A 22,227-nucleotide genomic window follows, 5' to 3' on the forward strand; every position below is an offset into this window, starting at 1 on the left:
GCTCACGAGTGAATAATCGTGTTGTGAGTGGGCGCCATCGCGGTTTAGGTGGCGCTGGGGTCTGTAGAATAACTAATGGTTGGTTGACCCTGAAGCGCCAGCGGTAGAAGTTGGTCGTAGGGAAGTGGTGGTTTGAACAAAAACCCCTGGTAGTATTCGCAACCCAGTGATTGCAGTGCGTCCAATTCTTCGCGACATTCAACGCCTTCGGCAATGATCGATAAGTTCAAGCTATCACCAAGGGACATAATAGTTTCGACAATAGCGTTGTTGCCTTTATTCTCGTGCAGGTTCCTCACGAAAGTCTGGTCTATTTTTAAAGCGGAAATCGGAAATTGAGAGAGATAGGCCAGGGAGGAATAGCCTGTGCCAAAATCATCAACAGAGATCTGAATCCCTAGTTTACGCAGTTCGCCCATTTTTCTGACGGTATCTGACACATTCTTGATAAGTGAACTTTCGGTGAGCTCGATACAGAGCATGTTCGGATTTATGCCTGTCTGGTCGATTGCGTTTATGAGATCGTTGAGGAAATTGCCCTGATTAAATTGCGCCGCGCTGACATTAACGGATATCCGTTTAAACGTGTTGGGGACACAGCTTTCCTGCAATTCCCGCAGTTGAGAGCATGCGCGAAACAGTACCCAGCGCCCCAGCTCCAGCATTAGCCCGGTGTCTTCTGCGACGGGAATAAACATGCTGGGGCAGCTCAGATTTCGTTGTGCGGTATTCCACCTGAGAAGTGCTTCGGCGCCGATACACTCTCCGGTGGCCGCGTATTGGGGTTGGTAGAACAAAGTGAATTCGTCTGCTGAACGAATGGCCGTTTTCAGCTCTTTCTCTATTTCGAGCCGCAACTCCACTTCCTTGCACATACTGGGGTGGTAGTAGACGGCGGAATTTGGGCCGCGAGACTTGGCAATGTACATGGCAGCGTCGGCATTGCGCATAATTTTTGCCGTATCGACATTTTCGTGGGGAAAGATCTCGATCCCGATGCTGGGCGTGATGTGCAGGAGGTGTTCCCCGGCTTGTATAGGGTGTGAAAATGCGGCTTTCACTTTGTCCACTACCCGATCCGTCAAAGGGATGATGTCACAGTCACTGTGCTTGGAATCAATGTGGCTTGCGTCCAGCAGAACGACAAATTCATCGCCGCTGAGGCGAGAGACAAAATCCCCTGCTGCCAGTGTGGTGCGCAACAGATTGGCTACTGCTTGCAGTAAAAGGTCTCCCACTGCATGGCCAAGGGTATCGTTAACGGCTTTAAAGCGATTTAGATCGATAAACAGCAGCGCACCTTGACGGTTTTCTTCACGCATCCGCTCAAGCTGAATTTCCAATTCCTGCATCAGGCGACGACGGTTGGGTAGGCTGGTCAGGTCGTCGTGGTATAACTGGTGGGTGATAAGTTCCTCGGCTTTTTGACGCGCATCAATCGCCTGCAGTAGTTGTTCGTGCTCAATAGACGCCTGACAGCTGATGGCCAGGCGTTGGAAAATTGGCAGCAACATATTCAAGGTGGCGCTATCCAGACAAGTCTGTCTACTGTGAAGGGACGCAAAGCCCGTTGCTCCCAGCGCGAAGTAGTAGCGAACATTGTTTTCACCTTCTGCATTTACGGCATGATACCCGCAAGCTGCTGAGGTAAATTTTTCTGCCAGCATGGGTATTTCGTCGCTTGGTATTTCGTTCTGGTCGACTACCGGCAAACTGAGATAGTGTTTTAGGTGTTCATCCTGATAGAAATAGTAGTGAATAGCCGTAATATCTAAGCAATTAAGACAACTTTTACTGAAGTGAAGGAGCATTGGGCGAAGCTTAAGGTCCATTCCTATAGCCATACCCAGTTGGTGCTGAGTTGAAATTATGCTCAATGCGTCTTCCATAAATGCACTTAACCTGTCCCTTGTGCGCACAACCTACGGCTATTGGCGCCTGCTTTCGTTAAAAAGCTTTTTTAATATTTATTCAGTATATTGAGTCGCGCTAGTGTATGCAGTGAGTGCGGTGGTTACTTGCTAAAGGCGCCATAGAGCGGCGTTAGAGGCGAGGCATTTTTTGTTAACGGGTTACCTTCGCGTGCTGCGCGCATGGTTTTAACTCACTGCACCAGTGTTACCGGATTAGTCTAGGGGATTTTGCTGGAAACTGCTATCGGCTTCGTAAAAGGTACTCGTAAGTGCGATGGCGATTATATTCAGTGTAGTTTTTGCCAAGCCCAAGACACCTTGGGTTCGAGTCTTGCTTTCTCGGATGCGCCCAGACAGCGAGAGCGCCGACCATGTGTTACTCTTGCAACTAGTGTCAACAGGCTCTTACAAGCGAACCTTGGTTCGCATCTCTTGTCGTTGGCAAACGAAAAGGCGAAACGCTTCACATTTGTAGTTAATTCAGTTTACCGACAATGATTAAAAAAATACTAACGGCCGTTTTACTGTCAGTTCTGGCCTCGACCGGGTTTTCGGCAGTTACCGAATCGCTTTCTCACATGTCGTTGGAGAGCGATCCACAAAACAGCGGCAGTCAAGAAGTTGAGCAGTGGCAGCGGGTGACGCTGGACGGTGAAAAAATAGGCCACCGCCATATTCAGCGCACAATCGTTGCCGATACCATCAACACCCGGGAGACCCTGGTCATTGTGACTCGCCAACCGGGTGAAAAGCCGCGCCGTACGGAATCAGTGGTGGATTATTTCGAAACACTCGACGGTAAACCCCTGGAAATTCTCAAAACGGTTAAAACTAAAAACAGTCGCCACCAAATGACAGCTCGCGTTGGTAAACGCAAGTTGCAGGTAGTGCCAGATAACAAGCTAACCTCTGCTCCCATGGAGTATCTGATCCCCCAGCCATTCTATTTGCGCGAGGGCGCGCGCCTGGCACTGTTGAAAAAGCGGGGTGACGAACGCAAGCTGGAATACTTTACCTGGAGCTTCTCCAAGTTTCGCTTCGAAAAAGTCCGACTGGTCGCCAAGCGCATCGCGCAAGCCGGGAGTCCTGAGCTTACGTGGGAGATAAAGCGGACCTATCTGGGTTATACCGATGGCCGCTCAACACGCCTGCAAGGAAAAGGGGGGCGGGCCAAGGTTACCACCTTGCATGCGGATGACGACTTTTATAGTCAAACTGAGCAAACGCTTTCCGGTGGCCAGCCATTCGCACTGCAAACCTGCGACAAAGCCTGTGCACTGGAGGACTTTAAGCCGCTTATCCACGTTTATCGTCAGTTGATTAAGTCACCTTACCGAATCACCGATACTGCACTTGCAGGGCAGGTTCGCTATACCCTGGAGGGGGATTTCACCTTTGCCCCCCCGGAAACCGGCGAACAAAAGGTCACAAAGACCGAGCATGGTTACACAATCGATGTGTGTAACACCTGTGGTACTGAACCCCCGCCGACCCCCTCTGCACTAAAAGCGGCTCTGGCCTCGACCTACTGGCTCACGTCTGATTTCGGCGAATTTGCGCAGGTCATCGATAAGGTAATCCCGGAACGAAACTGGGATAACCGGCGTGTCATGGAGCGTCTGGCCAGTTACGTTCACAGCCATATGCAGGTGGAGGTTAACTTCTCAGGCTATGCCACTGCGCAGGAAGCCTTTCTTAGTCGTTCAGGTGACTGCACAGAAAATGCGCTTTTATTGGCGGCTCTCGGCAGGGCTGCCGGCATTCCCACCCGGGTCGCGGTAGGTCTGGCTTACAACAACGATCAGTTCTTTGGGCGCCGTTATGTGTTTGTGCCACACGCATGGGTACAGGCGTGGACTGGAGAGCGTTGGGAAAGTTTTGATGCGGGGCTGGATGGATTTACCAGTGGGTATATCGCGCTCACGTTGAGCAATGGAGAGCAGGCAGAGTTTTATCGGGTCGCAGAGCAGTTGCATCTGCTGGATATTACCTCTGCCTTACAGGTGAAGAAGCGTCAAGAGTGACGCTACACACTTATTCCGCTACAACAGGGATATCCTGAATGTTTTCGTCGGTAGATACTTGCAGATCAGCGTCTTCAACGAGCGGGGTATGCATTGCACCCATAACAGTCATTTCTTCTGTTTGCTGATCCGCTTCATCGGCAAAGGTGAATGGAGAAACACTGGCGCATACCAACAGGCTAGCTACCAATGAAACGAGGCTGAAGGTTTTGCGGCTGGAAGTGCGCATGCTCAACTCCTGATAAATTCGGTGTCGTTTAATAATTTCGCCCGCCAAGGGCAGGCCCAAGTATTCAACGGCGAATTATCCAATTTGAATGTTACAGTTTGATGTCGTTTGAATGACATTTAGAGCGCTTTGTTTATTTCTCAATCGTATATCTCCCCTTCTTGAATCCATCCCCCACTAGACGAAAATCGCCAAAAGTCGTGTGATCAAAAAAACCAATATTTAGCCTTTTTGATCTTGCTAGCAGGGCTAAATTATAGGTTTTAATATCGTAAAAAATAAAAACCTTTAAAAATCAATAGCTTAAAAAATATTTAAACTTTGGCATGGTTCGTGATAACACCTAAAGCAAACGGAGCCAGCAACCTGTTTAGTCACGCCAAGGCTGGTGAGTTAAACCAAATTAACAGTTATTCAATTTTTAAATGGAGAGTTACCGATGAAATCTTTTGTAAAAGTATTGGCCGTTGCTGGTGTATTGATGTCCGTTAGCAGTGTTGTTCTGGCAGAGGAGCGACTGGACTATGCGACTGCAGGAATGATCGGCGTGCTACCAGAAATGGAAGCCAAGCTGCGTGAGATTGAATCTGCGCAGGCACAAGCCGAACCCCAAGTGATCGAGCAGCGCGAGATGGCTAAGGTCGCCAAAGGGGATTCAGAGCGCTATCTGGCGGCGAACTAAGGCTGCGACCTAATTAGGGCTGACCAGGAGTGCAGCCCTTGGCTGGCGAAAAATGTTACTCCCCAAGAGAACGCGCTAGACAAGCACCGGCACGGAATTTAGCCCGTTAAGAGGGTTTGAGCCGACAGCACCACGAGTAGCCCCGGAGTGATCAGGACGATCCTCTGGGGTTTTTTTATGCCTACGGCATTGGTCACATCGGATTCGTTCTTTAGCGGCAGGTTAAAACTTAATCATTAAGTTTTTGCTTTCCGCAGGTTTAGCACGCCTTTTCCCGGGCAGGGATTCAGCCATTATTGCTTTTCATCAAGGAAGCCGGTCCCGCTTTCTATTAATTTCAGAAATTCGTCTGTGGGCTAAATGTACCCGGGTGTAAAAACAGGCCAGATTTTAAGCGAGCTGCATGCGCAAAAGGTGAGTAGCAGAAGAATAGAACAAGTGCGAGAACAAGTATGAATCATCAAAATTATAGTGCTCAAGGTTTATATCATCCCGATTTCGAACACGATGCCTGTGGTATCGGTTTTGTTGCAAACCTCAAGGGTAAAAAATCGCACGACATTATAACCAACGCACTCACCATGCTGACCTGCATGGAGCATCGAGGTGGCACGGGGTACGATATTCACAGTGGTGATGGCGCAGGTATTCTTGTTCAGATCCCTCACGATTTCTTCAGCGGTAAAGCGGCCGAACTTGGTATTGAGCTACCAGATCCAGGCGATTACGGTGTTGGAATGCTGTTTTTTCCCAACAATGAAGAACAGGTTAAGCAAAGTAAACGCGTGTTGGAAGAGACCCTGGAATCTTTGGGGTTGCCGGTGTTGGGTTATCGGGATGTGCCAACCGAGAATCACTCTCTCGGCGACTCGGCGCGGGCGAGCGAGCCCAAAATCGCGCAAATCTTTGTGGCGAAGCCTGCGCAGCTTTCTGAAGATGAATTTTTACGCAAGCTCTATGTTGCCCGTAAAGCCACTGTTTATAGCGCATACGATCGTGTCGACTGCGAAAAAGACGGCTTTTATATTGCCAGCCTTTCGAGTCGCACGGTGGTTTATAAAGGCCAGCTGACCACGGCTCAGGTGGCGAAGTATTATTTAGATCTGCGCGATCCAGCGTTTACTTCGGCATTGGCAATGTTCCACAGCCGTTTTTCAACTAATACCTTTCCCGCGTGGCGACGCGCGCAGCCGTTTCGTTATCTGAGCCACAATGGCGAGATCAATACGGTGCGCGGCAATATTAACTGGATGATGGCGCGCCAGGCGCTGTTTGAATCTATTAATTTCAGTGCGGAAGAACTCGAGCTCTTGCACCCGGTGTGCAACCGTGACAGCTCCGATTCCGCCAACCTGGACCTCGTCATTGAATTGCTGACGCTTGCCGGCCGGCCGCTGGCCCAGGTGATGATGATGGTCATCCCGGAAGCCTGGCAAACGCAAACGGATATGGCGCCGGAAAAGTGCGCTTTTTATGAATACTACTCCAACATTATGGAGCCGTGGGACGGCCCTGCCTCGGTGAGTTTTACAGATGGCCGCGTCATTGGCGCCACGCTCGATCGCAACGGTTTGCGCCCCTCGCGCTTTCTGGTAACTGACGACGATATGGTGGTAATGGGCTCAGAAACCGGCGCGCTGTGTATAGACCCTGCACGGGTTATTCAAAAGGGGCGTTTGCAGCCGGGCAAAATATTTATTGCTGACCTCACCGCTGGCCGGATTATTTCTGATGAAGAAATTAAAACCGATATATGCTCTCAGCAGCCCTACGGCCAATGGCTGGCAGAAAACAAAGTGGCGTTGGACGATTTACCAGCGGCTGACGTAGTAGCGGATGAAAAAAATGTAGCGCCCTTAACGCGTCGCCAAAAAGCGTTTGGTTATACCCACGAAGATATCAACCTCATTTTAAAAGCCATGGTCGATAGTGGTAAAGAGCCACTTGGCGCTATGGGTGCGGACAATCCCCTCGCAGTTTTGAGCGATAAACCGCAACACCTTGCAAACTACTTCAAGCAATTATTTGCCCAGGTAACCAATCCGCCTATCGATCCCATTCGCGAGGAAATGGTGATGTCGTTGCGCACCTGTGTAGGTGCGTCGCAAAATTTGCTGCAAGCCACTCCTGCTCATTGCCGCAAGGTGGAAATACTGCAGCCCGTTTTGAGCAACGAGCAAATGGCAAAGCTGAAGGCCGTGTCCTTGCCGGGTTTAACTGCTGTTACTTTGCCTATTACGTTTTTGGTCGATGGCGGTGAGCAAACACTACAAAGCGCGCTCGAAGTGTTGTGTGGCCGCGCCCGCGATGCGGTTCAACACGGGGCCACCATTCTGATTTTGAGTGATCGCACTGTGGATAGAGATAATGCGGGCATTCCCTCGTTGCTGGCCACTGCAGCTGTTCACCACGATTTAATTCGGGCCGGATTACGGGCGAAAGCGGAATTGCTGGTAGAGGCAGCGGACGTTCGTGAAACCCACCATTTCGCAACTTTAATTGGCTATGGCGCTGCTGCGGTCAATCCGTATCTGGCCATTGAAACGTTGCGGCATATGGCGGAGGAGAAAATATTCAACAAATCGCTGGACGCCGCCAAAGCGCTCGCCAAATACACCAAAGCGGTAAACTCGGGCTTGTTAAAGATTTTTTCCAAGATGGGAATTTCGACGTTGCAGAGTTACCAGGGAGCGCAGATTTTTGAAGCGCTCGGTGTTAACAGTGATCTGATTAAGCGTTATTTTACCGGTACTATCAGTCGTATCGGCGGCATTGGTTTAGCTGAAATTGCACGCGAAGCCCAGCTGCGGCATCGGGAAGGTTTTCCTGCAGCGAATACGATTTATGTTGATGATCTACTGGCAAGCGGCGGTGACTACGCCTGGCGCCACGACGGCGAACGCCATTTATTTAATCCAACCACTATCCGCTTGTTACAACATTCCACCGCTGCAAATGACTACACGCAGTTTCAGGAGTACGCGCGCGCTGTGGATGATCAGGCGCAGGCAGCATACACCCTGCGCGGCCTGTTAAATATTGCCCCGGACCGTCCGTCGATTTCGCTGGAGGACGTCGAGCCCGCCGAAAATATCTACAAGCGGTTCGCGACTGGCGCCATGAGTTTCGGCTCTATCAGCTGGGAAGCGCATACCACGCTTGCTATCGCAATGAACCGACTTGGCGGACGTAGCAATAGCGGTGAGGGTGGCGAAGATCCGGTGCGGTTTACGCCGGAAGATAATGGCGATTCCATGCTGAGCCGAATAAAACAGGTCGCCTCCGGTCGCTTTGGCGTTACCAGTTATTATTTGTCTAATTGCGATGAAATTCAGATAAAAATGGCCCAGGGAGCTAAACCCGGCGAAGGCGGGCAATTGCCGGGCCATAAAGTCGATGCATGGATCGGTCGCACGCGTGGCTCCACGCCGGGCGTGGGCTTGATTTCTCCGCCGCCACACCACGATATTTATTCCATCGAAGATTTAGCCCAGCTGATTTTCGATTTGAAAAATGCCAATCGCAGCGCGCGTATTAATGTCAAATTGGTATCGGAAGCTGGAGTGGGAACCATCGCCGCCGGGGTGTGTAAAGGCTATGCCGATGTTGTGCTTATCGCCGGGTACGATGGCGGTACCGGCGCATCGCCGTTGAGTTCCATAAAGCACGCGGGGCTACCCTGGGAGCTTGGGCTGGCGGAGACTCACCAGACCCTGGTTAAAAACCGATTGCGCAGCCGCATCGTAGTGCAGGCCGACGGCCAGATGAAAACGCCGCGCGACTTAGCCATCGCCACGTTGTTGGGCGCCGAGGAATGGGGTGTGGCCACCGCCGCGCTGGTGGTTGAGGGTTGTACACTGATGCGCAAATGCCATCTCAATACCTGCCCTGTGGGTATCGCCACACAAAATAAAACCCTGCGCGAACGTTACAACGGTCGCGCCGAGCATGTAGTGAATTTTTTCAAAATGCTCACCCAGGGGTTGCGGGAAATAATGGCGGAACTGGGTTTTCGTACCATTGATGAGATGGTAGGCCAGGCGCAGTGTCTGCAAGTGCGCAACGATCTCGCGCACTGGAAAATAAAACATCTGGATTTATCACCCATTCTCTATAAACCAGCATTGCAGGCGGGGGAAACGCTGTACTGCAGTCAACCACAAAAACATCTGATCGACGATATTCTCGACCGCGAGCTGATGCGTGACGCCGAGCTGGCGTTAAAACATAAACAGCCGATCCAGTTGCAAAAGAATATTATCAATACCCAGCGCAGTGTCGGCACGATGATTTCCAATGAAATCAGCAAGCAGTACGGCGCCGAGGGGTTACCTGCAGGCACTATAGATGTGAAATTTAGTGGGTCCGCCGGACAGAGTTTCGCCGCGTTCGCCGCACCGGGTTTGCGGTTTGAACTGGAAGGCGACGCGAATGATTATCTTGGTAAGGGGTTGTCTGGGGCGGAGCTTGTGGTTTATCCGCCGAAGGTGTCGCCGTTTAATCCCAGAGAGAATATTTTGGTGGGCAACGTTGCCTTGTTCGGCGCTACCCGCGGTCGCGCATTTATTCGCGGCGTTGCTGGCGAACGCTTTTGTGTCCGAAATTCGGGGGCGATTGCTGTAGTTGAAGGTGTCGGTGATCACGGCTGTGAATATATGACCGGTGGCACGGTGGTTATTCTCGGTGAAACCGGCCGCAACTTTGCCGCAGGCATGAGTGGCGGCGTGGCCTGGATATTTGATAATAACGGCAATTTCGCCAGCCGATGCAATCGGGAAATGGTTGAGCTGGAAGCTGCGCCAAGCACCGCTGACCTCGCCGAACTTAAAGCGCTGATTGCGGATCATCATGTAGCAACCGAGTCGGATGTCGCGGCGGAAATTCTGGCTGACTGGGACCGCGCGCAACGGTGTTTTATCCAGGTCATGCCAGTGGATTACAAGCGTATGCAGGGTTATATGGCTCAGGCGCGCGCAAGCGGCAACTACCGAAATGAGCAGCAAATAGCCGAGGCTGCGTTTGAAATGCATTTACAAAAAATGGCAGGGGGAGCGAAATAATGGGAAACCCAACCGGATTTTTAAACGTCGATCGCATCCTGCCGAATGACCGCGATCCGCAGCAGCGGTTGCAGGACTGGTGTGAAGTTCACGAACACATGGCGGAGGCGGATATCCGCGAACAGGCCGCGCGCTGTATGGATTGTGGTGTTCCTTTTTGTCAGAGCGGCAACAGTGCGGTTGCGCCCAAGGTGGCGGGTTGCCCGGTAAATAATTTAATTCCCGAATGGAATGACCTGGTGTACCAGGGGCGCTGGCAAGAAGCGGTGGCGCGTTTGCATCGCACCAATAATTTTCCTGAGTTTACCGGGCGCGTGTGTCCCGCACCTTGCGAAGGCGCGTGTGTGCTGGGCATTAATGCGCCGCCGGTCACGATTAAGCACCACGAATTTGCCATTATCGAAAAAGCCTTTAGCGAAGGTTGGGTGACGGCCAATCCGCCGCCACAGCGCACCGGTAAAAAAGTCGCGGTCGTCGGCTCCGGTCCTGCGGGTCTGGCGGCGGCAGCGGAGCTTAATAAATACGGTCACAGCGTGGTGGTGTTTGAACGTGCGGACCGTATTGGTGGTTTGCTCATGTACGGTATTCCCAATATGAAATTGGAAAAACCTGTTGTCGAACGCCGCGTTCAATTGTTAAAAGAAGAGGGCGTCGAGTTTCGCACGGGTGTCGAGGTCGGTCGAGATATCACGACCGCTGAACTGACTTCGACCTTCGATAGCATTGTGCTGGCTACCGGTGCTACCCAGCCGCGGGATTTGGCCGTCGAAGGACGTGCGCTGGACAACGTCCATTTTGCAATGACCTATTTAACGGCGAGCACGCGCGCACTGCTCGATGGAGATTCTGCGAGCAGCAGCGAATTGAATGCGGCAGGTAAAAACGTGGTGATTATTGGTGGCGGTGATACTGGCACCGACTGCGTCGCCACGGCATTGCGTCAAGGCTGCAAACACGTTGTGCAGCTGGAAATTATGCCGCAACCGCAGCTAAAACGGGCGGCGGACAACCCTTGGCCTGAGTGGCCGAAAACGCTGTTGGTGGATTACGGCCAGCGTGAAGCGATTGCGGTACAGGGCGATGATCCCCGCCATTATCAAACTATGACCAAGCGTTTGGTTGGCGATGAAAACGGCAAGGTAACAGAAGTCCACACCGTGGATGTCGTGTGGCAGAACGATGCTGCCGGGCGGCCGGTTCCTCACGAGCAGGTCGGCTCAGAAAAAGTCTTCGCGGCAGATCTCGTGTTGTTGGCGATGGGCTTCACCGGGCCGGAGGCGGCTGTGTTGGAGCAATGTGGTGTCACTCGAGATAACCGCACCAATGTAGCCGCAGAGTATGGAGACTTCGCCACCAATGTTGCGGGTGTTTACGCTTGCGGCGACGCAAGGCGTGGTCAGAGTCTGATTGTGTGGGCCATTGATGAAGGTCGCCGTTGCGCGAAAGTTGTTGATGCTTTTTTAAAGGGCTAAAGCGGGTATTCGCTGTTGCCCTGAAGCGTGACCAGTGCTGGCAGTTGGCGCCGTTTTGGCGCCACTAAATCTTGGCAATAGCGTAGACGAATAGCTTAGATGAATAGTGTAGACGCACATATCTTATCGAACCCAATCACTTGACTGTAGACCTCCAGAATTTGCTTTTTTTTGCTGCGTCCTTAGCAAAAAAACAATTACATAAATTTTTTAATAATACGTTTTGTTATAACCGTCCCGTTAAGCGTACACCGAAAAATCTGGTGCTACACTCAGTAAAATTCCACTGCCCGATGTTTTGCGCAATTACGTTCAGCCTTTAAATTCGAATCACATTTATTGGCGAGACTCTTAACTCTTTCAGGAGATTGAATGTGAATAGCCATTGGTTACTTTTATGTGCGTCCAGCCTCGCACTGTCCTTTCCTGTATGTGCGGGGGACCACGGTGACAAATCCCACAAGTCTGTGGGCGACGATGTTGTCGCAGAGCAGCGCGCAGCACTGGCGGCGTCCTCTGCTGGAAAAGGATTTGGCCCGCAATCGCCGCGCGACCTGGGAACCATGAAAGGCAGTAACCCTGTTATGTTCGAACTTGCTCCACCTTACAGCGAAATGAACTTGTGCAACATTCATTTCCATAAAAACGCGGAGCACAAAGGCGGCGAGTTTACCCGGTACGCCGGCAATGGCGACGGGCATGGTTATAACAGCGGCTATCAATACACGGGCGAGATTTCGCACAAGGAAATGAAGCCAGTTAAGCACGAGATCTGCCCAAGCGATCACGGTAGCCTTTACCCCGGCGATACCATCGAAGTCCACTATGTGCATTCGACCGCGACGGTGAAACCGGGCCCGACTTTGGGTTCCTGCTTGAGTGAGGCAACCAACAACCCACAACTGCGGGTGGAAACTCAGGTATTTGTTCTGGTGAACGATAAAAAAGCCGCGGACTTTATCAAGTTAACAGAGTTTGAAATGAGCGGCGGGTTTGCCCAGGCCAAACATATTCCGGAGAAAACCGGTAAGCCTATTGTGTACACTGGCTCGACTACGGGGCCGGGTTACAACGAAAAAGCGTCTCCGTTTCAGGTAACCTGGAGCGTGCGGCCAAAGGTCGAAAAGGTCAATATTGAAACCGTAGGCAAGTGGTGTAAAGGGAATGCGTTCGAGGAGGATCATGCGCACGGGGTACGCAATCTGGTCATTAACCCGGATTTAATTTCTGATATTAAATAGCGCAGCGTACATTTTTACACAGAGCACGCTGGTGCATATGTGTAAGAATTTAACAATAAAAAAAAGCGTTTCAACGCGGTTAAGCGCGAAACGCCCAAGGAGTGAGCTCTACGTGAGGCCTGGACAAGGTGGCCTCGGCTCTACGCTAACAGGTACGGCGGGTAGCGGCCTACCGTACCGTTAGTGTTCGATAACGAGTGTGGTAATACTGCGCGCGGGAAGTGTTTCCAGGGCAATGTTACCGGCACTCACTGTTACTGGTGTTGCCGCGCGATTCTGACTTCGCGAGGTAACAAAGGCTTCTGCGTTCATAGCCGCAGATTCGCTTGCTATGGACAAATTATCGTAATTCTTCGTACTGCGATTGAGGACCACCAAGATTGTTTGCGCGTCGCCTGTGTAGGCGGTCACCTCCAGTTCGGAATCACTCGGTGTGGCTTTCACTCGGGTATAGCCAGGGCGGACAAACTTGCTGTACTGAGAGAAGGCCCAGCCGCGCTTGAGAATTTCCCCTCGTGTGGTGCCGTAGGCCGCATCGCCATCGCCAATCAGTGAGTAGAATCGACGAGCCCACCACCAGATATACGCGTTCCAATTAATCTCCATACTGTGATGCATGCTGTAGAGCACATCGTCCAGGGTTTCGTCCCAAACCGCTTGATTATCACCACCCCAAATTGCGGCACCCTCGCCGTCGGCTTCGTGTATTAACCACTCGGTCATCCAGACTTGTTTGCCCTTCTGCTCCGCCAGTTCGTAGCGTTCGAATGTGCCGCTGGTAATGGCGCTATACAGATGACCGCCGGCAATATCGAGGTTGTCCACTGCCTGGTCGTCTTGGAGCGTTGGGTCGGTGTAACTCCGATTGAATCGCAAGGATTCGCCGACCAGCAATTTGGCGTCGATCTGCTGCCCGTAATCGCGCACAAAATCGCGTAGTTCTTCACCTGTCCAGTCACACGACTCGTAATCCGGGTGCCAGTCGGGCTCGTTTTGTACAGAAACTACATCAATATCTACATTCTGATTGCGCATGTACGAAACGTAATTGTTCAGGTGTGCGGCGTAGTCGCCGTAATGCTCAACCAGCAGCTTGCCGCCGCCAACGGTGCTGTTGTTCGTTTTGTACTCAGAGGGTGGGGACCAGGGCGTAGCTAAAATTTGCAAGTCATCGCCGTAGCTCTTGCCGAGCTTCAGGTTATCCACGGCCAGGGGCCAGCTATCCTGGGTTGGATTAATGATGGTTCGTAAGATTGAAAGGCCCAGCTCGTTCTCACCGGTGCCCACCAGCGACTTTATCTCGCTGTCAAATAGCATTTGCGAGCCCCACATGGGGAGCGCAGCGCCGAAGCCCGCGATGGTTTGGTAGCGCGTGGACTCTTCAATGGAGATAGTCGCTGAGATTGCTGCACCGCTGCTGGAAGACGACGAGCTGCTCGAGCTAGAGCTGCTGGAACTCGAACTACTTGAACTCGAACTGGTGCCGGTTGTGGTGCCGCCAGAGGAGCCCCCACACGCAGTTAGGGAGGCAATGTATATTGCGGTGAGCAAGGAGTTGAATCGTGTCCGGCAGTGGCGCATGGCAAATTAATCTCGTTATTGTAGGGCCAAAATAAACGCTTCGTCCGCCACTAAAGGGCGAAAAGAGCGTCAGCCTGCTTACCGAGATAATTTAGGGAAACCGGTGACAAAAAGAGTGCAAAATGAACAATAAGACTGTCACTGCACCAAAAGTGCAACGTTTACTGCAAAAAATCCAACACTAAAGTTGAGTATTAATTGGCGTCGGTGGTGTCGTTGATAGGCGGTTCGAGGGGTTTATTGCTCTGCTTGAATTCACCCGGGGTGCAATCGTACGCTTTGCGGAAAACCCGGTTGAAATAGGATGCGTTGTTGTAACCAACCCGGAATGCGATCTCGGCGACACTCTGGTCGGTCTCACGTAGTAAGCGTGCAGCTTCGGTGAGGCGCAGGTGGTTGAGGCAGGTGCTGAAAGTCATGCCGGTTTCCTCTTTCAGAGTCGCATTCAGCTTGGTGCGATTCATCCCGAGGCGCGAGATGGCCGTTTCCAGATTTAGCTCCGGGTTGGCAAATTCAGTGGTCATTAGCTGGAGGAGTGCACGCTTTTCCTGAGTCTTTTTACTATCAGATGGCAACGGCTGATAGGATTGTTGAAGATTCAGCAGCTTGGCTTTCTCTTGCTGCTCTGCAAGCAAGCGCTTGGTGCGCTGTCGCGATGCGTTGTAAATCAGCGCTATCCAAGTGAGCGCCAGCAGCACACATCCCCAATAAAACAGAATGAGATTGTTGCCTTGGAGACTCATCTCGGCCACTTTGACTTGTGACACCACATCCCTTGGGCTCTGGCTGCTATTGCCCAGCGCGAAACTCTTGATTCTGGTTAGATCGTAAGCGTTATCTGTAATAGGCAAATTTGAGCGTTGTAGCCACCATTCCGGGGTGTTCAATTTCCTTAGGTCTATTTTGACGGTGCGCCATTTGTCGTTACATTCGAATAACGCATGCGATGGGCGGAAGCTTTCAATATTGCCAAATTTGCTTACTTTTTCATCAAATGTCTGCAGGATGAACACCAGTACGTTGTCTGGCATACAGCGAACGGTTAGATCGAGGTGGGTATAGTTGCTCCAGTTCTTGAGCGATGCGGGATCTTTGCCTCGTGCGAACCAAATACCCAGGTGGGCGAACGGGTAGGGATTCTTGCTGTCGAGCGTGAAGGTGTAGTCCAGGCTGTATTGTTGTTCCTGGATACTGATACTCGACCCGGTACCTTCTTGCTCATCTGTGCCAGGTACCACGGACCAGGCGTGTCGGCTGTCGCTGGCTGGCAGTAGTGGGTGTTCTACCGCCGACAGTTCGTGCAGGAGAAACCCCAGACCGACAAAGATCCCGGTTGCTAGCGGCAAATGAACGGCGGGCTTGCCGACTATGCGCTTAATACGCTGGAAGGAGATAAAACTGGGTAAACGCATGGGTCTATGGGGTGTGCCTCGAATACAGCTGATAACCGGCAAGGTTTGTTATTTTAGTTGAGCAGCTTGGATACGACACCTGGTAACGCAAAAAATGCTGCGAAGATTCACATTTTCGGTTCTTCGCGCCTGAAAATCCAGTGTAGTCAATGCTGGCGTATCTGCGAATTTGTCACCCTGTTTTATGTATTCATTGATCTCAGCGTGGAAACCGCGGGAGCGGAATGAGTCTGTCAGGTACTTGCCCAATAGTTAAGAGGTCGTCAAGGCCAGGCACTGTAAAGTTAGGTTAACGCGCGCGTAAAAACCCACTTTGTGAACCGGTTCGGTTTACCTGGTGTTGTCATCTAACTATTAAAAACAGGTAAAAAAGACGTCACGATATTTTTCTACTGTTTTTGGTTCGCAGAAGCAAGCTCTGTGAATTTCGATGTGCAGAACGATAACAATGAATCTGCGCATTTTTGGGAAACAGGAGAACCTAATGATTTTTTTGAACAAAGCAATGATGGGTGTGTTCGCCTCGGTGTTGGCGCTGAGCGCGACCGCTGAAGATTTTTATCGGATGGATGAAGCCTTACCTGGCGACATTGACGTGGCGGCGATAGCGCCGGTGTTTGATTTCGATGGTGACGGGTGTCTTCCGAGCGCCGGCATCAGCCGTACTGGAGAGCAAAACCCCGGTCTGCGCCCGACGGGCACGATTACCGGTAACTGCCGCACCAATACATTTTTGGATTCATCTAACACGCTGCATCGTCACGCGTGTCAGCAATCACAAGGCAATACCTATTGCGCGCATTTCTTTGCCTTGTATTTCGAAAAAGACCAGGTAGTGAACTACATCCAAAGTGGGCATCGACACGATTGGGAACACGCCGCCGTATGGACGACAAATGGACAAGTGACCCACGGTAGTTACAGTGCGCACGGGGATCTCTTCACCCAGCCTTTCAACCAGCTGCCAAAACAAAATGGTCACCTGAAAATTGTGTACCACAAAGACGGCCTCAGCACACACGCAATGCGTTTTGCCGGCAGTAACGAAGCGGCAGAAAATGCCTATGGCACCTTTGTAACGCCATTAATAATTAGCTGGGATGTAATGTCTGGCGACGGAATCGATAATGCTCAGTTGCGCGCGATGTTTAATTCGTACGATTACGGCTCGGGCACAGTGCCAATGAAAGACAGTAATTTCCTCGCCAATATCAATAATTATCGCCCGGCAGCTTACCCGGTGTTTACCAGTATCGGCGGTAGTAGCGCGGGCTATTTTTCGCTGGTAAACAATGCGTCAGGCCTGTGCCTGGATATTGACGACGCGGTTATGGCCAATGGAACCAGTGTTATCCAGTGGCATTGCACCAACACACCATGGCAGGCCTGGTCTTACAGCGAGGGCAGTGGTGAAATCCGCAGCCAGCACGACTCTGCGTTTTGTTTGGATAACAGCAGTGTGTGGGGAAACGGTGCCAACGTTGTTATCTGGCAGTGTAACGGCAGTGATGCCCAGAAATTTTCCATCAATGGCGACGGTTCTATCAGTCTGCGAACCATGAGCAGTCAGGTTCTCGATGGCTACGGCACCAACCCCGCCGATAATGTTGGTACCTGGGATAACTGGGGTGGCGACAACCAACGCTGGACCATCGCGCCTTAATTAACCCGGCAGCGATATCCGCGACTTTATTCGCGGACTTTAAAGGCGGTGCAGGGAAGCGCCGCCATTGCCTGAGGGCCGGGGCTACTCCGTGCTTTTCGAATAACTCACTGTACTCCCTGCGCACTGGTTCACTTCTTCATTAATCGAGACTTGGCTGCGCTGGAAAGTGTGGCGCCAATCTCATCGGATATTTTCCCGCATGCTATAACCCTGTGCTGCTGAATCTGATCGTTATTACGCGATCAACCGTGGTAGAGGGTATTCATGATGTATTCAAAATTTGCGGCTATCGGTAGTCGTCTGATTCTGGTCGCTTCACTCAGCGGGTTTTTAATCGCGTGCGGTGGCGGTGGGTCCTCACTGGCGAAGAGTGAGCAGGAGTTGCCAGCAGGTGGGGGCTCGGAAAGCGGGTCCAACAGTTCCAGCTCTTCCAGTAGCTCATCTTCAAGCAGTTCTTCGTCGAGCAGCTCTTCTTCGAGTGGGGCGGCCTCCAGCTCGTCCAGCAGCAGTAGCTCCAGTTCAAGCAGCTCTTCGGGCGGCGTTGTGATCGGCGGATCGTCTAGCAGTAGTTCGTCATCGAGTAGCTCGTCGTCATCATCTTCTAGCTCTAGCTCTAGCTCTAGCTCTAGCTCTAGTGCCAGTTCAAGTTCAAGTTCAAGTTCAAGTTCAAGTTCAAGTTCGGGTGCGGCGCCAGTTGGGTGCGACGGTTATGCCACGCGATACTGGGATTGCTGTAAGGCGCACTGTAGCTGGTCATCGAACAATCCACCTGGCGTTGAGGCGCTCCCAGCCTGTAGTACACAGGATCAGGTACTGCCGGATGTTAATGCTGCCAGCAGTTGCGACGGGGGAGACGCCCATACCTGTCACAGCCTGGTGCCCTGGGCGGTGAGCGACACCTTGTCGTATGGTTTTGCGGCAGTGCCGGCAACCGGTGACGTTTGCGGTCGCTGCTACCGCCTGGAGTTTAGCGGTCGCTCCCACAATGGCGGTGACGACCCTGGTTCTGCCGCGCTTGCGGGCAAAGCAATGATCGTACAGGCAACCAATATCGGTTACGACGTGGCAGGGGGGCAACTGGATGTGTTGATCCCGGGTGGTGGTGTCGGTGCTTTCAACGCTTGTTCCAGTCAGTGGGGTGTGTCAGATGACGAGTTGGGGGCGCAGTATGGCGGTTTCCTCTCTGCGTGTAAGGACCAGCTCGGCTATAACGCCAGCAAAGAGTCGTACAAAAGCTGCGTGGCGCAGCGTTGCGACAGCGTATTCGGGCAGCGGGGATTAACCGAACTCTATGAAGGCTGTATGTGGTTTGTAAACTGGTATGAAGCTGCCGACAATCCATCGTTAAAGTATTACGAAGTGGCCTGTCCGGATGACCTGGTCACGACCTCTGGCGTGGATCGGGGTTTTCTTAACGATGTGGATACCAGCTGTTACTAAACCAGTCAGGGCCAACGCAGCGCCCACAAGAGTGGTAAACAGCCGGTAAATCGTGCTCGTAAAAACGCCAGCTTTAGTGGGCTGGCGTTTTAGGTCTAGGCTCAGGTTTCCAAGCTTACTTTAATCTAACAACCATCACCGATTTCGCCGGTAGCTTGATTGTCAGTCTGCCGTCTTTCGCTTTTACCTTGTACGGGGTAGGTACCAGCGCATTGGGTTTGGCAAAGGTGTTGTGCGCATCCATGGCATCTGCAGTTAACAGCTCGCCACTGGCGGAGCGTAGTTTGCCCGCATCCAGCACAATTTCCTGAACCTTGTCCGGGTCGGTATTGGCCAGTGCCAGGTAGGTGTTGCCGTCTTTGGCAATTGCCGCAGACGCACTGATGGCCGGGATGGACTTATCGCCCTGAGTGAGCACAGGCGCGTCTTTAAGCTCTACTGGCAGAGAGGTGGCATCCTGGAACGGGATGTACATCTTGAACACGTGGTAGGTTGGGGTAAGCACCATCTTCTCTTTGTCGGTTAGAATCATCGCCTGCAACACATTGACCATCTGTGCGATGTTGGTCATCTGTATCCGTCGCGCGTACTTGTGGAACAGGTTGAGGTTCAGCGCGGCAACCAAGGCATCGCGCAGGCTGTTCTGTTGGTATAAAAACCCCGGGTTATCCCCTTCTTCTGCATCAAACCAGGTACCCCATTCGTCCACGTAGAACCCGACCTTATTGTCCGGGTCCAGCTCATCCATAATCGCGATATTCTCTTTTATGAAGGTTTCCATGCGCAGTGTTTGCCACATAGTGGAAAACCACTCACTGGCGGGGAAATTCAACGCCTTGCCGTGGGTCTCCCAGTCGCCGGTGGGCAGGGTGTAATAGTGGTGGCTGATCGCCTGCATGCGCACGCTCCAGACATCCGGCACTTGCTCCAGCAGGGTGCGAGTCCAGTCGGTTATTTCGGTGTGGCCACCGCTGGCGATCATCACCGGCTGGTTATCGGCGGGCGTCTTTAAGAATGTGGCGTAGTGTTTGTACAGGTCGGCGTAATACTCAGGACGCATAGTGCCGCCGCAACCCCAGCTCTCGTTGCCAACCGCGAAATAATCCACCTTCCACGGTTGTTTGCGACCATTGGCTCGGCGCAGGTTGGCGAGGGTCGAGTCGCTGTCGGAGGTCATATACTCCAGCCAGGCCGCCATTTCCTGAGGCGTGCCGGTGCCCAGGTTGCCGTTGATGTAAACCTCAGCGCCGAGCATTTCGGCAAATTCCATAAATTCATGGGTACCGAAGCGGTTGTCGTCGATAACGCCGCCCCAGGTGGTATTGACGGTTTTTTTGCGTTTGTCGCGCGGGCCGATACCGTCCTGCCAATGGTACTCATCGGCGAAGCAGCCGCCGGGCCAGCGCAGTAGTGGAACCTGTAACTCTTTCAGCGCTTTTACTACATCTTTGCGGTAACCCTTGGTATTGGGGATATCCGAGTCTTCCCCCACCCAGATACCCTCGTAGATTCCGCGCCCCAGGTGCTCCATAAACTGACCATATATATTGCGGTGGATTACCGCGCCTGGAGCGTTGGTCTCGATAGTAACTGTGGTTGCTGAGTGCACCGAGACGGTCGCAAGCGCGACAGCGATAGCTGCCGCAGTCGATACAAATTTCATGGACGTTTCCTGTTTATTTTTGTTAGTTCTTGCCGACACAGTCTAACAGTGTCGGCGCGGATATCTACAAATCTCTCAGTAGCATTATTCTGCCTATACTGTTATGACCCGGCCGGGGTTTTACGCCGGAATTTAAGAATATCGCAAACAGGAGTATTTAAACCTCATGCGCTACTCGCTCGCCTACCTTTTAAATTCAGTGTTGCGCAGCCTTGGTATTCGCAGTATTGGCCGTCAGTTCACTATCGGGTTTCTGGTGATTATCGCCTGTACGGTAGCATCAACTTTTTCGCTGTACATGACCATGCAGGCCAGCGCGGACACGGTAAATATCGCGGGCAGGCAGCGCATGCTTAGCCAGCGCCTGGCAAAAGAAGCACTGCTGGTTACCCAGCAAGCCATGGATAAAAGTGCGCTGGAACAAACTATCGAGCTGTTTGAGCAATCCCACAATCGCTTGTTGTACGGCAGCCCGGAAAATGGAATTCTCGCGCCGCAGACGGTAAAAATATTCGATCAGCTCAAGGTTGTTGACGGCTTGTGGGAGAATTACAAAATTGCGATTCGCACCTATGTCGCATCTAAAGATGCGTCCGTGTTACCTGCGCTTCAGGCTGAAAGTATCGCCATTTTAAAAGAGATGAATCAGGCTGTAGAGATGATGGCGCGCGACCTAAACAGCGAGTTACAGGCGCAGCAAATACTGAGCATTGTGTTGTCCATTGTCGTGATTCTGGTTGCTGCGGTCAGCCAGTTTTTGGGAATGTACTGGCTGATGGACCAAATCAATTTATTGCGCGACAAATTGCTAAAAGTTGCGCACGGGGATTTCAGCGAAACCATTAATGAAAGTACCAGCGAAAACGAAGTGGGGGATATGTTCAACGCCTACAATCGCATGGTGGAGCAGGTCGGCCATATTGTGAATGGCGTTAAGGAGCTGGCATCGAATATTGCGGGGCAGGCCAGCGCACTGATGCGCGAGGCAGAGTCTGCGGAGAGCTATGTCAATACGCAGAATAAAGAGTTGGAACAGGTGGCGACGGCGATGAACCAGATGTCTGCCACGGTGAACGAAGTGGCAGGCCATGCGGAAGAGGCCGCCGCAAATGCAGAAAACGCCAGTGAAGCGGCGGATAACGGCTATCGTATTGTGGACGGTTCCTACGCCAACATCGTGACTATGAATTCAAGCCTCACCTCTGCGGTGGGGGTGATGGAAGAGTTGAATCGGGATTCGCAGCAGATCGGCCAGGTACTCACGGTGATTACGGGTATTGCCGAGCAAACGAATTTGTTGGCACTTAATGCGGCTATAGAAGCCGCCCGTGCGGGCGAACAAGGTCGTGGTTTTGCCGTGGTGGCGGATGAGGTGCGTACCCTTGCACAAAAAACCCAATCGTCGACCGAAGAAATTCAGGCGATTATCGAACGCCTGCAAAACCAAACCACCAAAGCGGTAGATGTCGTGCAAAAGAGCACCAGCTCTGCGCAGGAAAGTTCCAGCCAAATGAGCACCGCCAACGATGCACTCAAACGCATTGTGGATGCGGTCTCCAATATTCAGCAAATGAGCACTTTAATTGCCACGGCTGCCTCGGAGCAGTCCCACGTTGCGGCAGATATCGACAGTAATATCACCAGCGTGTCGGCTGCCGCGTCGGAAACAACGCAAGTTGCCTCGAATGTGCGATCTCACGCGTCTGGTATTAATCGCGACATCAAACGCCTTAACGAAACAGTCACCAGTTTAAAAGTGTAATCCTGCTTTATTCTCTCATTTAGCGTCAGCCACTGAACCCGGTGGCTGACTGATCCGTATATTCCCCAAACCCTTAATGAGA

At 52.0% G+C, this 22,227-nt stretch carries 13 protein-coding genes; 8 read left to right on the forward strand and 5 right to left on the reverse strand.

What is annotated here, in order from left to right; all coding sequences use genetic code 11:
- Window positions 1-44: 44 nt before the first annotated feature.
- Window positions 45-1,877, reverse strand: coding sequence for a putative bifunctional diguanylate cyclase/phosphodiesterase (locus tag TERTU_RS03275; RefSeq protein WP_228378254.1), 1,833 nt, complete (start codon window positions 1,875-1,877; stop codon window positions 45-47).
- Window positions 1,878-2,407: 530 nt separating this feature from the next.
- On the opposite strand from TERTU_RS03275, the gene TERTU_RS03280 reads away from it, so the two are divergent.
- Window positions 2,408-3,937: a transglutaminase-like domain-containing protein gene (locus tag TERTU_RS03280; protein ID WP_015818962.1), complete on the forward strand. Its 1,530-nt coding sequence runs from the start codon at window positions 2,408-2,410 to the stop codon at window positions 3,935-3,937.
- Between the two features lie 10 nt (window positions 3,938-3,947).
- Here TERTU_RS03280 and TERTU_RS03285 read toward each other — a convergent pair whose 3' ends face one another.
- Window positions 3,948-4,166 carry a hypothetical protein gene (locus TERTU_RS03285; protein ID WP_015820469.1) on the reverse strand — a complete coding sequence of 73 codons (219 nt, stop codon included), beginning with the start codon at window positions 4,164-4,166 and terminating at the stop codon, window positions 3,948-3,950.
- Between the two features lie 439 nt (window positions 4,167-4,605).
- On the opposite strand from TERTU_RS03285, the gene TERTU_RS03290 reads away from it, so the two are divergent.
- From TERTU_RS03290 to TERTU_RS03305, 4 genes are all read left to right on the forward strand, one after another.
- Complete coding sequence (locus TERTU_RS03290; RefSeq protein ID WP_015818026.1) at window positions 4,606-4,848, forward strand: hypothetical protein; 243 nt, start codon at window positions 4,606-4,608, stop codon at window positions 4,846-4,848.
- A gap of 452 nt (window positions 4,849-5,300) precedes the next feature.
- On the forward strand, window positions 5,301-9,908 hold the full coding sequence (gene gltB, locus TERTU_RS03295) for a glutamate synthase large subunit (protein WP_015819496.1): 4,608 nt from the start codon (window positions 5,301-5,303) through the stop codon (window positions 9,906-9,908).
- The gene (locus tag TERTU_RS03300) at window positions 9,908-11,380 is read left to right on the forward strand and encodes a glutamate synthase subunit beta (protein ID WP_015819695.1); all 1,473 of its coding nucleotides are present in this window, start codon (window positions 9,908-9,910) and stop codon (window positions 11,378-11,380) included. Before gltB ends, TERTU_RS03300 begins: the two co-directional genes overlap by 1 nt.
- Before the next feature lie 374 nt (window positions 11,381-11,754).
- A complete protein-coding gene (locus TERTU_RS03305; RefSeq protein ID WP_015820526.1) occupies window positions 11,755-12,621 on the forward strand; it encodes a delta-class carbonic anhydrase in 867 nt (288 codons plus the stop codon).
- Between the two features lie 180 nt (window positions 12,622-12,801).
- On the opposite strand, the gene TERTU_RS03310 is transcribed toward TERTU_RS03305, so the two are convergent.
- Both TERTU_RS03310 and TERTU_RS03320 read right to left on the reverse strand, forming a co-directional pair.
- Window positions 12,802-14,172 carry a glycoside hydrolase gene (locus TERTU_RS03310; protein WP_015819956.1) on the reverse strand — a complete coding sequence of 457 codons (1,371 nt, stop codon included), beginning with the start codon at window positions 14,170-14,172 and terminating at the stop codon, window positions 12,802-12,804.
- 224 nt (window positions 14,173-14,396) lie between these two features.
- A complete protein-coding gene (locus TERTU_RS03320; protein WP_015819179.1) occupies window positions 14,397-15,614 on the reverse strand; it encodes a helix-turn-helix domain-containing protein in 1,218 nt (405 codons plus the stop codon).
- A 448-nt stretch (window positions 15,615-16,062) separates the two neighbouring features.
- Here TERTU_RS03320 and TERTU_RS03325 point away from each other — a divergent pair, with 448 nt between their 5' ends.
- Both TERTU_RS03325 and TERTU_RS22140 read left to right on the forward strand, forming a co-directional pair.
- A complete protein-coding gene (locus TERTU_RS03325) occupies window positions 16,063-17,277 on the forward strand; it encodes an NPP1 family protein (RefSeq protein ID WP_041590043.1) in 1,215 nt (404 codons plus the stop codon).
- Between the two features lie 267 nt (window positions 17,278-17,544).
- Complete coding sequence (locus TERTU_RS22140) at window positions 17,545-18,720, forward strand: endoglucanase (protein WP_086012130.1); 1,176 nt, start codon at window positions 17,545-17,547, stop codon at window positions 18,718-18,720.
- A 115-nt stretch (window positions 18,721-18,835) separates the two neighbouring features.
- On the opposite strand, the gene TERTU_RS03335 is transcribed toward TERTU_RS22140, so the two are convergent.
- Window positions 18,836-20,383, reverse strand: a complete 1,548-nt coding sequence (locus tag TERTU_RS03335; protein WP_015820327.1) for an alpha-N-arabinofuranosidase — start codon at window positions 20,381-20,383, stop codon at window positions 18,836-18,838.
- 166 nt (window positions 20,384-20,549) lie between these two features.
- On the opposite strand from TERTU_RS03335, the gene TERTU_RS03340 reads away from it, so the two are divergent.
- Window positions 20,550-22,145 carry a methyl-accepting chemotaxis protein gene (locus TERTU_RS03340; protein ID WP_015819270.1) on the forward strand — a complete coding sequence of 532 codons (1,596 nt, stop codon included), beginning with the start codon at window positions 20,550-20,552 and terminating at the stop codon, window positions 22,143-22,145.
- Window positions 22,146-22,227: the final 82 nt, after the last annotated feature.

Origin of the sequence: Teredinibacter turnerae T7901 (genome assembly GCF_000023025.1) — a bacterium.
GTDB lineage: Bacteria > Pseudomonadota > Gammaproteobacteria > Pseudomonadales > Cellvibrionaceae > Teredinibacter > Teredinibacter turnerae_B.